At 44.0% G+C, this 12,764-nt stretch carries 8 protein-coding genes; 2 read left to right on the top strand and 6 right to left on the bottom strand.

Annotated features, from left to right (window positions below; all coding sequences use genetic code 11):
- Positions 1-103: 103 nt before the first annotated feature.
- A complete protein-coding gene (uvrB, locus tag LKM37_06130; GenBank protein MCI1720575.1) occupies positions 104-2,122 on the top strand; it encodes an excinuclease ABC subunit UvrB in 2,019 nt (672 codons plus the stop codon).
- Between the two features lie 30 nt (positions 2,123-2,152).
- Positions 2,153-4,315 carry a RelA/SpoT family protein gene (locus LKM37_06125; protein MCI1720574.1) on the top strand — a complete coding sequence of 721 codons (2,163 nt, stop codon included), beginning with the start codon at positions 2,153-2,155 and terminating at the stop codon, positions 4,313-4,315.
- A 1-nt stretch (position 4,316) separates the two neighbouring features.
- Here LKM37_06125 and LKM37_06120 read toward each other — a convergent pair whose 3' ends face one another.
- From LKM37_06120 to mazG, 6 genes are all read right to left on the bottom strand, one after another.
- Positions 4,317-5,171, bottom strand: a complete 855-nt coding sequence (locus LKM37_06120; protein MCI1720573.1) for an endonuclease/exonuclease/phosphatase family protein — start codon at positions 5,169-5,171, stop codon at positions 4,317-4,319.
- Between the two features lie 5 nt (positions 5,172-5,176).
- On the bottom strand, positions 5,177-7,891 hold the full coding sequence (locus LKM37_06115; GenBank protein ID MCI1720572.1) for an excinuclease ABC subunit A: 2,715 nt from the start codon (positions 7,889-7,891) through the stop codon (positions 5,177-5,179).
- A 214-nt stretch (positions 7,892-8,105) separates the two neighbouring features.
- Complete coding sequence (gene prfA, locus LKM37_06110) at positions 8,106-9,194, bottom strand: peptide chain release factor 1 (GenBank protein ID MCI1720571.1); 1,089 nt, start codon at positions 9,192-9,194, stop codon at positions 8,106-8,108.
- Between the two features lie 101 nt (positions 9,195-9,295).
- Positions 9,296-10,426, bottom strand: coding sequence for a hypothetical protein (locus tag LKM37_06105; GenBank protein MCI1720570.1), 1,131 nt, complete (start codon positions 10,424-10,426; stop codon positions 9,296-9,298).
- A 57-nt stretch (positions 10,427-10,483) separates the two neighbouring features.
- The gene (locus tag LKM37_06100) at positions 10,484-11,476 is read right to left on the bottom strand and encodes a tRNA threonylcarbamoyladenosine dehydratase (GenBank protein MCI1720569.1); all 993 of its coding nucleotides are present in this window, start codon (positions 11,474-11,476) and stop codon (positions 10,484-10,486) included.
- Positions 11,477-11,608: 132 nt separating this feature from the next.
- On the bottom strand, positions 11,609-12,472 hold the full coding sequence (gene mazG / locus LKM37_06095) for a nucleoside triphosphate pyrophosphohydrolase (protein MCI1720568.1): 864 nt from the start codon (positions 12,470-12,472) through the stop codon (positions 11,609-11,611).
- Between the last annotated feature and the right edge of the window lie 292 nt (positions 12,473-12,764).

Here is a 12,764-nt window from a genome sequence, read left to right as displayed (position 1 = left end):
GCCGCTCCGCTGGGGGATTTTCCGTTGGGGATTTTCCGCTGGGGATTTAGATTTTGTTACGATGTGCGATAGTTCGTTTGTGATTTTGTAACTTGCGGGCATCATGGATTTTAAGCTGGAATCTTCATATAAGCCTACCGGTGACCAGCCGGAAGCAATTGATTCTCTGGTAAATGCAATTAAGGAGGGGAATAAGGCGGTGACGCTGCTTGGCGTTACCGGCTCCGGGAAGACTTTTACCATGGCCAACGTTATCCAAAGATTGAACAGACCCGCGCTGGTGCTGAGCCACAATAAGACTTTGGCGGCGCAGCTGTACGGTGAGTTTAAGGCGTTCTTTCCTGAGAATGCCGTGGAGTATTTTGTCTCCTACTATGACTACTATCAGCCCGAGGCGTATATGCCTGTTACTGATACATATATAGAGAAAGACCTGAGCATCAACGATGAGATTGACAAGCTGCGCCTGCAATGCTCAAGCGCGCTACTGTCGGGAAGAAGAGATGTAATAGTCGTCTCATCAGTCTCCTGCCTGTACGGCATTGGCAACCCTGCAGATTTCCACGCAAACACAATCATCATTCACAAGGGAGACCAGGTGAGCCGCAACAAATTTTTGTATAAGCTTGTGGACAGCATGTACTCCCGCAATGATGTTGAGTTCAAGCGCGGAACATTCAGAGTTAAAGGAGATTCCGTGGATATATTTTTGGCCTACGGAGAGGAGGCGGCAAGGATAACTTTCTTTGGGAATGAAGTTGACGAGATAGAAATTTTTGACCCAATCAGCGGAGGAACAATAGAATTCAAAGAGGAGATTCCAATCTATCCTGCAAACATTTTCTCCACAACAAGAGAGAGAACAATAAGCGCAATAAAGCAAATCCAGGATGATTTAAAAAAGCAGTACGATTATTTCATGGAGATTGGCAAGGCGCATGAAGCCAACAGGTTAAAGCAACGCGTAGAGTATGACCTTGAGATGATTAAGGAACTTGGCTACTGCCCCGGCATAGAGAATTATTCCAGATATTTTGACGGAAGAAGCGCCGGCACAAGACCATTCTGCCTGTTGGATTATTTTCAAAATGACTTCCTAACTTTCATAGATGAAAGCCATGTGACTGTCCCTCAAATCCGTGCAATGAGCGGAGGAGACCGTTCCAGAAAACAGACTTTGATTGAGTACGGTTTTCGTCTGCCCGCAGCCGCAGATAACAGGCCGCTGAAGTTTGATGAATTTCAGACGCTGACCAACCAGACGGTTTATGTAAGCGCAACACCTTCTGACTTTGAACTTGAAGAGTCTCAGGGACTTATAGTTGAGCAGGTGGTCCGCCCTACCGGGTTGCTGGAGCCACCGATTGATGTCCGCCCTACAAAAAATCAGATAGATGATTTGCTGGAGGAGGTGCAGAAGCGTGCTGAAAAAGATGAGCGCGTTCTTGTTACAACCCTTACAAAAAGAATGGCGGAGGAGCTGGATAAGTATCTGGAAAAGATGGGGATACGAGTACGCTATATTCACTCGGACGTAGACACGATGGAGAGAATTGAAATCTTGGAGGACTTCCAGGCGGGAAGATTTGATGTACTTGTGGGAGTTAACTTGTTAAGGGAAGGTCTTGATTTACCGCAAGTTTCGCTGGTTGCAATTTTGGATGCGGACAAGGAGGGATTCTTGAGAAGCACCACCGCCCTCACGCAAACCTCCGGCAGAGCGGCAAGAAACATAAACGGCACCGTCATAATGTACGCGGATACTATCACAAAGAGTATGAAAGAGACCATTGACGAGACCGGCCGTCGCCGAGCTAAACAAATGGAATACAATAAAGTACATCATATTACTCCGCGACAGATTGTGAAGGAAGAGAGAAATATTCTTGGCCGCAATGCAACTTTAGAGGAGGCTTCTTCAAATTATGGCAAGCCTTCTGCAAGAGATATAGCAAATGATCCTGTCATAACAAACATGACAAGAGCGCAGCTGGAAAAATCTATCGAGAGCTCCAGGATACAAATGGAACGTTCCGCTAAAAAGCTGGATTTCACCGCTGCAGCAAAATTCAGAGATGAGATGAACGCACTTAAAGAGGTGCTAAAGAACAAAAAGAATTAACAGAGGAAAAGAATAATTAAAGGGTACACAATGGGAGAGAGTACAAATAAGGCAATGAATGATAAGCTGAATGAACTTATAAGTATGTTTGAGCCTGAAAACAAGCAGCTTATAGAGGGAGCTTATGATATTGCAGTCAAATCTCTTGAGGGGCTGGAGAGGGAAAATCATCATCCGTTTATTGAGCACCCGCTTAATGTTGCCTACATTGTAGCAGCTGAACTTGGATTGCGCGCAGATGCGGTTGCGGCAGTTTTCCTGCATGAAGCCAGCCGCGGCAAAGACTCTATGGTTGAGGAGTTTAAGAAAAACTATCCCAAAGAAATAATTACCATTGTTGAGGGTCTTAACAACATTTCCAAGATTACTCCCAAAGAGACAAAGCTGCAGGCGGAAATCTATCGCAAGCTAATTGTCTCATATTCAAAGGACCCAAGGGTAACATTAATTAAGCTCGCCGACAGATTGGAAATAATGCGCAACCTTTATATTTTCCCAAAGGGAAATGCGATGCGCAAGCTGACGGAGACCCAAATGCTGTATATTCCTATGGCTCATCAGCTTGGGCTATACAATATTAACAGCGAACTGGAAAATTTATACTTCAGATATTCAGATCCGGAGAATTATCGCGCAATCACAAACAAGCTAATTGCAACGGAAGAGGACAGGAAAAAACTTGTTCAGCAATTTGTTAAACCATTGGAGAAAAAGCTGAGCGAGGCTGGGATAAAATATACTCTTAAAGTTAGGACTAAAACTGCGTGGTCTATCTGGCAAAAGATGAAAAGGCAGGAAGTTCCGTTTGAAAAAGTGTATGATGTTTTTGCCATCAGATTTATTTTGGACGTTCCGCCGGAGAAGGAGAAAGATTATTGCTGGCAAGTATATTCACTTGTCACTCAGGAATATAAACCCGATGTTAACAGATTGAGGGATTGGATTACTACTCCAAAGCCAAATGGCTATGAGTCTTTGCATACAACGGTTGAAAATAAAGACGGCGCTCACATTGAGGTTCAAATCAGAACTGCAAGAATGGATGAAATTGCAGAGAACGGACACGCATCTCACTGGAGCTACAAGGGAATAAAGAGCGTGCGCGGATTGGATGAATGGCTATCGGGAGTAAAAGAAATGCTTAATACTCCGGGAGTTATGGAGAATCCCCAGCTGAGCGGAAAAGAGCTGGATGAAATTTTTGTATTCACTCCAACCGGAGATTTGAGACAACTTCCAAAGGGTGCGTCCGTGCTGGATTTTGCATTCAGCATCCACTCCAATCTTGGAATGAGCTGCTCAGGCGCAAAGGTAAACGGGAAAATAAAATCCATACGAGAGCAGCTGCACACAGGTGATATTGTGGAGATTATGAGCAACAAAAATCAGAAGCCGTCACAGGATTGGCTGAATATTGTTGTCTCCGCAAAAGCGCGCAGCCATATAAAATCCAGACTTAAAGAGGAAGAGGGAAAGATGAGCCGCGCGGGACGTGAGATTCTGGAGAGGAGAATGAAGAACTGGAAGATTGAGCTGAATGATGATATACTTGCCGACCTTGCAAAACATTTTAAGAAAAAATCTGCAGGAGAATTGCTGATTGCAATTAATGACAACTCAATTGACCCGCAGGACATAAAGGATTTTCTGGAGAAAGGAGAGAGCGGCAAAGAGGCTGAAAATGAGAAGGAAACACATGTTACAAAAATCCGCCAGCATGAGGGTTCATCTGACTATCTTGTGATAAGCGATAACTTGAGCAACATCAGCTATAAGATGGCAAAGTGCTGCAACCCTATTTTTGGAGATGATGTTTTTGGATTTGTTACTGCCTCCGGCGGAATCAGCATTCACAGAATGTCATGCCCGAATGCAAAGCGGCTTCTTACTACGTATCCATATAGGATTCAGAAAGTTAGGTGGAGGCAGCTTTCTACTACAACGCAATTCCAGACCGGCCTCAAAGTCATTGGAGACGGAGACGCAACTGTCGGGAATAGAATAATGGAATGCGTTGCAACTCAGGGAGCAAGCATACGCGCCTACAGAATTTCAGAAAGGCGCAAAGGCAAGATTGAATTTGTGGCTGAACTGGAAATTTCAATCTCCAATAACGCCCACTTGGACAGAGTTATTTCCGCACTTAAAAAGATGCGGGAAGTTAAAACTGTCTTAAGGACTTCAAAGAAATAATTTACTTTTGGATAAAACTGGTGCCTTTAATTATAACGGCTGCTTCCGGTCTATGATCAGAGGCGGCCGTTTCCGGCTGTACCCAAGTTGCAAGACCGTTCTTCCCCTCTTTAAAATTCTTTATCAAATTTTTGCCCGCCTTGTTTTTATAGAGACAGATGTAGTCAATAGTGCGGTCAGGTTGTACGGAAGGAAAAGTGAAGACAGCCGGATTTGACAGTATTTCAAAAGATTGCATAAGCAGAGCAACGGAGTGTGAGCCTGGAAGAGAGTTGAAGTCTCCCGACAGGAATATCAATTTTTTGCCTGATAGTTTTCTCATCTCATTAAGAATAGTGACACAACTCTCATCTCTGTCCGTATCATTAAGACTCAAGTGAGCACAGCAAAAATAGTAATCCTTAAACTCCACAATCAGCAATGCACGGTCCTCATCATTAGGTGATTCCAACGGAATATTTTTATATGACAATGGTTTCTCTTTGGAAAGAATTGCATTACCGTATGCGCCTCCTCTGAAATTTTTAAGGGATGCTCCAAAGGTCCAGTGCATGCCGGCTGCATTTGCAATCTCCGCAGCTCCGTTCAAATTTCCGTTTCTGGCATTAACGCTGTCAACCTCCTGCAGCGCAACAACATCCGGATCTATCTCTTTGATAACCTGAGCAATTCTGCCGTAATCCCTGATACCGTCCATCCCGGTTCCATTGTGAATATTGTAACTCATAATGGAGACAATTGCATCGGACGGATTCTCCGCCTTCATGCATATTTTTTTCTGAGCGTTTGCCGCATTACAAAATAAAAATGCGCAAACAGCTACTAACAAAGGGGTTGTGAAGATGTATTTTTTCATAAAGTTTAATTTAGATATTCTTTCCAGCGCGGCTCATCCTTAAGTTGTTCCGGAGTTCCGGTAAACACAACCTCACCACCTTTATCTCCGCTGTCGGGACCTAAATCTATAATCCAGTCTGCCGCCTTAATCACATCTGTGTTGTGCTCAACCACAATAATTGTATTGCCCGCATCTACAAGTGCATCAAATGCTTGCAGCAGTTTGCCAATGTCATTAAAATGCAATCCCGTAGTTGGTTCATCAAATATAAACAATTTTCCTCCGGCGCCAGGAAGACCTGAGGCAGTATCCTTGCTCAAAAACTTTGCAAGCATAACTCTCTGACTCTCACCGCCGCTCAACGTGCTGCTGCTCTGCCCTAGCTGAATGTATCCAAGACCCACATCCTGCAGAACTTTCAGTTTTTCCGCAACTCTCTGAGCCACAGACTCCTTTTGAGCTCCAAAAAATTCTATTGCCTGGTCAACTGAAAGATTCAGCACATCATTGATATTTTTATCATGATACTTAACCTCAAGAATATCAGGTTTAAATCTCTTTCCTCCGCACTCCTCGCACACCATTCTAACGTCCGCCATAAATTGCATGGGAATTGTAATAAATCCGTCGCCGAGACAAACAGGACATCTTCCGCCGTCTATGTTAAATGAAAAATGAGAGTGCCCGTATCCGTTCATTTTTGCATACGGCTGCTCGGAAAATATTTTTCTTATATCATCATATATCTTCAAGTAAGTCACCGGATTAGAACGGGCAGACTTGCCAAGAGGATTCTGGTCTATGTACTCAACGCCATCCAATTTTTTCAAATCTCCGGTCAAATCTCTGTATGCTCCGGGCAGCGGACCAACAATCTCAAAATGTCTGCAAAGCGCAGGATACAAGACATCTCCGACAAGAGAGGACTTGCCGCTGCCGCTCACTCCAGTCACAACGGTGAATGCTTTAAGCGGGAACTTCACATTAATATTCTTCAGGTTGTGTTCCATAGCGCCCTCTATATTAATGGAATATACCCATTTGCGTTTGTGCTGGCGGATTTGGATTTGTTTGGTTCCCGACAGGTATTGCAGCGTCAAGGAGTGTCCAAAGTCCTGCTGAGTTGTTGAGGCTGTTGCGCTGGAACCTGCTCGCTTAAAGTCGCTGCGCTCCATGCGCTCGCCAGGTTCAGCTGCAACAGCCTTTGCGGGAGGCGGGCCCTGATAAACAACCTCGCCACCATTAACACCCGCAAGCGGCCCAATATCAATCAATTCATCAGCCGCACGAATAATATCCGCATCATGCTCAACAATCACTATTGTATTGCCCAGGTCCCTCAGCTTTTTAATCACGCTTATAAGCCTCTGCGTATCACGCGGATGCAAACCTATGCTCGGCTCATCCAAAATATACAAAGACCCTACAAGACTGCTCCCCAAAGAACTCACAAGGTTAATTCTCTGACTCTCGCCGCCGCTCAAAGTATTTGAACGTCTGCTCAAAGAGAGATATCCAAGTCCGACATTAATTATGTAATCCAGTCTCTGATTTATCTCCGCAATTGCCCTCTTGCAAATTTTCTCCTCATAAGGAGTAAGCGTTAAATTTTCAAAGAATTTCTTCAGCTCAACGACGCTCATATCCAGCAGATCTACAATAGTTTTGCCCCCCACCTTCACATACGTCACCTCTTTTTTCAGACGGCTTCCTCCGCATGCTCTGCAGGTAGTTTTGCCGGAATATCTGGAAAGCATATACCTGAACTGTATCTTATATTTCTTGCTTTCAACCCACTTGAAAAAATCATTGATGCCCTTAAAGTACTCATTACCATCCCACAACAAATCCTTCTGCTCTTTTGTCAGCTGGGCATAAGGACGGTGAATAGGAAAATTAAACTTCCCGGCATTCTCCACCAGCTGATCCAAATACCACCCCATAATCTTTCCCCTCCACGGAGCAATAGCCCCTTCATAGACTGATAATGAAGCATTTGGAATGACAAGATGTTCATCAATTCCAACCATGTTGCCATACCCGCCGCACACCGGACAAGCGCCAATAGGATTATTAAAACTGAACATAAGTTCAGTAGGTTCCTCAAACTTCATTCCGTCCGCCTCAAAAATATTTGAGAACTCCCTGTATTTAATTTTTTTATTCCCGACAGATTTTACCTCTTTCTTATTTTTCGCATTATCCTCCTGCTCAGGCATTTGCAAAGCAATACTCAGATGTCCCTTTCCCTCTGCGAACGCAGTCTCCAAAGAACTTCTGATTTCAGAAACATCATCCTCTTTAACAGAATGAATAAAACGGGAGATTAAAATATAAACTGTCGCGGAGCTAAATTTTTCTATCTCCTTTATAACTTCGTCTATCCTAACTACCTCACCATCAACAAATAACCTTGAATAGCCGGCCTGTTTCAAAGAGAGCAGCTTCTCCATTCTCTCCTTCTTCACATCCCACTTTAGTTGTGTAAGAATATAAACGGCGCTCCCCTCCGCAACTTTAGAAATATAAGCCGTCACATCTTCCACGCTCTCTCTTTTAACTTCAGCCCCGCTGATTGGAGAAAATGTCTTTCCAATCTTTGCGTATAATGTTCTTAAATAATCGTAAATCTCTGTGGTTGTGCCGACTGTAGAGCGCGGATTGCGGGTGTTAACTCTCTGCTCAATTGCCACCGCCGGCGGAATTCCCTCAATTTTATCCACATCCGGCTTTGTCATCCTGCCAAGAAACTGGCGGGCAAAAGCAGAAAGACTCTCTGCAAAACGGCGCTGCCCCTCCGCATATAAAGTATCAAATGCAAGAGAAGATTTGCCGCTTCCAGAAACTCCGGTAATTACCGTAAGCTTTCCGCGCGGAATCTTTAAGGAGATGTTTTTCAGGTTATTAACCCTTGCTCCCTTAATTGTTATGTATTCTTGTGCAGCCGTAAGATTACTCAGCCTCCTTTAAACGCTCCGCGTTCTCGGCAATCTGAAGCTGATCTATAACTTCCTGAATTTCACCATCCATGAAGACCGGTAAATTATGAGTAGACCAGTTAATTCTGTGATCCGTAACACGGCTCTGCGGGTAGTTGTAAGTTCTGATTTTTGCACTGCGGTCTCCGGTAGAAACCATGGTCTTTCTTTTTGCTGAAATACCATCCAGATATTTCTGATACTCCATGTTGTACAACCTGGTTCTCAACTCATTAAGAGCCTTCTCATAATTCTTCATCTGGTTTCTCTCATCCTGGCACTGTACTACAATACCTGTCGGGATATGAGTAAGTCTAATTGCAGAATATGTTGTGTTAACTCCTTGTCCTCCGGGACCTGAAGCGCAGAAAATATCTTTTCTTATATCTTTCTCATTCAGCTCAATATCAAACTCTCCCGCCTCAGGAAGAACGGCAACTGATGCCGCCGACGTATGCAAACGTCCTTGAGTTTCTGTCTGCGGAACCCTCTGAACTCTGTGCACTCCGCTCTCATACTTCAGCAATCCGTACACTCCATCTCCGCTTACAGTAAAAATAACCTCCTTGTAACCGCCTGCAGCTCCGGGACTTGAGCTGGTCACTTCCAGTTTCCATCCCTTCTTCTCCACGTACTTTGAATACATGCGGAACAAATCTCCTGCAAAAATTGCCGCCTCATCTCCGCCGGTACCTCCGCGAATTTCCACAATTGCATTCTTACCATCCTCAGGATCAGCCGGAACCAGCAGCAATCTAATCTCCTGCTCCATATTTGGAAGAGCAACATCCAAAGAGGCAACTTCTTCCTTTGCCATCTCCTTAAGCTCCTCATCTTTCTCATTTACAAGAATATCCTTGGCCGCCGCATAATCGGCAACCATCTTCTTATACTTTTCTCCCGCCGCAATAATCGGCTGCAGTTCCTTATAATCTTTGTTCAGCTGCACGTACTTTTTCATATCCTTCATAACATCAGGATCTGAAAGCTGTGTCTGAATACTATCCAGCTTAACCTTAAGATCATCAATCTTCTGCACTAATGTGTTCTCTGTGTCAGTCATATATTAATCTCCAAATTTTCTACTTTATTTCTTTAATCCCGACAGATTGCTGTCCTGTTCTAATGCTAGTTTTGCCCTTTTTTCATGCTGCTTTTTCATAGCTACTTTATTTCTTTAATCCAGCAGCGCCTTCTCATATAAGGCTCGTATTTATAACTCTCCCAGACCTTTATAGCATTGTTGTCCTCCAGCTGCGGATTTGTAACGGCATACTTAACGGAAGAGTGCTTAAAGTACGCAGCCAGCTTTGCATGGAAAATTGCAGACAAACCTTTTGATTTCCATGCGGGACTGGAGCCCACCATCATCAAATCAATAGATGTGCATCTTATGTAAGCCATCAAAATAAAGAACCATCCAATAGGGAAAAGTTTTCCTTTCGCCCTTATGAAAGCCCTTGAGAATGAAGGAGTACAAATGCCAAATGCCGCAATGTCATCATTCTTATCCACTACAATGCAAGTCATATGCTCTCTAATCAGAGTGAAATACAACTCGCCCGTCTCATGCTCCTCCTCCGGTGTAAGAGGAATAAAATTATGCACGCTCTTAAAGCACTCGTTATAGATTACAAAAAACTTCTTTATCAAATCCTCCTTCAACTTTGGATCTCTCTTCACTTTTCTGATATTAAGCACTTTAAGATGATATCTTTCCAGCAATATCTTGGAGAGCCGCCTCAATTTTACAGGCGCGCCCTGTTGAGCATTCAGCAAATATTGCACCCAGTCACACTCTTTGGCAAATCCCAATTTCTCCATATAATCCGGATAATACGGGAAATTGTAAAGGCAATTAACCGGAGGGATGTTCTCAAATCCCTCTACCAGCATTCCCTGTCTTCCCAACGTGTTATACGCAAGAGGACCGTGCATTTCTCTCATTCCCTGCTCTTTACCCCATTTCTCCACCGCATCCAGCAGCACCCTGGCAATCTCCATATCGCGGTCAAAATCAAACCATCCAAATCTGACTCTTCTTAAAGAATACAAATCATTGTAGCGCGGATTGATAATCCCCTGAATTCTCCCCACAACTTTTCCTTCATCTGAGTAAGCCAGCCAAAGCTTTCTTGTACAGTACTTTAGCGCAGGATCATGCAACAAAGTATTCTCCTGATCCTTATCCAATGTAGGAACATAAACCTTGCATTTTCTGTAAAGCTTGTTCTGAAATTGATAGAAGATTTTTAACTCTTCCGGACCGTTAACCTCTTTGACTGTGACGTGCATTGTACTAATTATTAAGCGGGCAACATGTGCTAATTATTAAGCGGGCAAATTTAATAATTAAACATCAACGCTCAAAATATGTTGAATAGCAGCTTGAGCACAAACGCACCCAAAAACCGCCGGCATATAAGAAAGTGTGCCGGTACGGCTCTTTTTATTTTTACCCTCGCAAGGGATAATAGCCTCTTTATCAGGAATTTCCTCAGAAAAAACAACCTTGAAGCCCTTGCGTATTCCAACTTTATGCAGCCTTTTGCGCAGCATATAGGCCAGCGGACAATTAAAAGACTTCTCAATCTCCGCAATCCGCACCTTGGTTGCATCATACTTAGCCCCCGCACCCATAGAAGAAACCATCGGGATCTTATTCTGCAAACAATATTGAATCAGCGCAATCTTTGGTGAAAGCGTATCAATTGCATCCACCACAAAATCAACCTCATTCCACTCTCCCGCCCCAACATTTCCGCACGCCACCTTACCCCTTTCTGCCGCACCATCACTTGCCCCAACGTTTCCGCACACCACCTTACCCCCTTCTGCCATACTCTCACTTGCTCCAACGTTTCCGCACACCGCTTTACCCCCTTCTGCCATACTCTCACTTGCTCCAACGTTTCCGCACACCGCTTTACCCCCTTCTGCCGCACCATCACTTGCTCCAACGTTTCCGCACGCCGCTTCACCCCTTTCTGCCGCAACATCCTTACGACGCAACTTAAGCTTGGCGCTTAAATTATCCTCCTCAATATATGTGGAGATGATTTTGACCTTCACATCTTTATTAATATCCCTCATCCGCTCTGCAATCACCTCTGTTTTTATTCTCCCGATAGTGCTGTCCAGAGCTGGCAGCTGCCTATTCTTATTGGTAATGTCAATAACATCAGAATCAGCCAGAATAAAAGAACCCACACCAGCCCGGCACAGCATCTCCGCTGCAAAAGCGCCCACGCCGCCCAGCCCGATAATTGCAACACTCGCATTCTCAAGCTTTTGCACCCCTTCCTTGCCAATCTGCAACTCCGTTCTTTCTCTCCAATCTTCCATAAAAATCACTGATTTTAAATCTTCAGACCAACTAACTACCTAACTATCTATCTACTATCTACTATCTACTATCTATCTACTATCTATCTATTATCTATTATCTATTATCTATCTTCCTGCCAGTCTATCCGTCTATTTATTTATCTGATTTTTCTCAAGGGCCTTTGCCTCATCCCAGTACTTGTCCATCTCCTCCAATGTCATGTCTTTCAAATTCTTACCCTGCTTGATAGTATGCTCCTCCAAATACCCAAACCTTCTGCGGAACTTAGCGCACGTCTTCTCCAGTGCACTGTCGGGATTCAAGTCATACAACCTTGCCGCATTAATAATAGAGAACAGCACATCCCCTAACTCATTCTCTGCCTGCTCTTTAAATACGCCCTTAGCCTGAGCCTTAGAACCGTCCTGTGCCTGAGCATTAGAGTAATCGCTCAGCGCCTCTTTGAGCTCGCCCATCTCCTCAGCAACCTTATCCCACACATCCTCCTTCTTCTTCCAGTCAAACCCAACGGCACGCGCCTTATCCTGCATCCTATACGCCTTGATAACGCTTGGAAGTCCCTCAGGCACACCACTTAGCACAGTTTTATTTCCATCCTTCTCCTTAGTCTTAAGCTGCTCCCAATTCTGAACAACCTCGCCGGCATTCTTAACTTTTGTAGAGGAATAAACGTGCGGATGCCTGTAAATAAGCTTGTTACAAAGTTGATTAATCACATCGGAAATATCAAAAGCTCCCTTCTCTTTCCCAATCTTTGCATAAAAAACAATATGCAACAGCAAGTCCCCCAGCTCCTTAGACATATCATGCAAATCCCCCTTAAGAATTGAGTCGCTCAGCTCATAAGTCTCCTCAATAGTCTGAGGCCTCAGAGAATCAATGGTTTGCACCCTATCCCAAGGACACTTCACACGCAGCGTATCCATAATCTCCAGCAAATGGTCAAACGCCGCATTCTCCTTTGTTCTGTCAACTACTACATTCTCCCGCATTCCGCCAGACACCGCATTCTCCTTTATGCTGTCAACTGCTGCATTCGCCCGCATTCCGCCAGACACCGCATTCTCCTTCGTTCTGTTAGTCAAACTTGCATTTGCATTTGCATTTGCATTTGCAAATTGCTCATTATCTGATTGTACTATATTCCTGTTATCTAATTTTTCCATGCTAAAAAAACTTTAATTGCTCTATCTTAATTGCGCAAAGTTACTAATAAAAAAAGAGTTGTAGGCGGCACTGTAAATCAGCACGGTGCAAAAGATGCCACCCCTAGGAAAGTACAAC

This window comes from Bacteroidales bacterium (assembly GCA_022647615.1).
Taxonomy (GTDB): Bacteria; Bacteroidota; Bacteroidia; order Bacteroidales; family UBA932; genus Egerieousia.
Note: the sequence above shows the minus strand (reverse complement) of the source record. Positions and strands in the feature narration are given on the sequence as shown.

Coding starts and splice junctions, on each gene's coding strand:
- uvrB (MCI1720575.1), top strand. CDS start 104: ATGGATTTTAAGCTGGAATCTTCATATAAGCCTACCGGTGACCAGCCG.
- LKM37_06125 (MCI1720574.1), top strand. CDS start 2,153: ATGGGAGAGAGTACAAATAAGGCAATGAATGATAAGCTGAATGAACTT.
- LKM37_06120 (MCI1720573.1), bottom strand. CDS start 5,171: ATGAAAAAATACATCTTCACAACCCCTTTGTTAGTAGCTGTTTGCGCA.
- LKM37_06115 (MCI1720572.1), bottom strand. CDS start 7,891: ATGACAAAGCCGGATGTGGATAAAATTGAGGGAATTCCGCCGGCGGTG.
- prfA (MCI1720571.1), bottom strand. CDS start 9,194: ATGACTGACACAGAGAACACATTAGTGCAGAAGATTGATGATCTTAAG.
- LKM37_06105 (MCI1720570.1), bottom strand. CDS start 10,426: ATGCACGTCACAGTCAAAGAGGTTAACGGTCCGGAAGAGTTAAAAATC.
- LKM37_06100 (MCI1720569.1), bottom strand. CDS start 11,476: ATGGAAGATTGGAGAGAAAGAACGGAGTTGCAGATTGGCAAGGAAGGG.
- mazG (MCI1720568.1), bottom strand. CDS start 12,472: ATGCGGGAGAATGTAGTAGTTGACAGAACAAAGGAGAATGCGGCGTTT.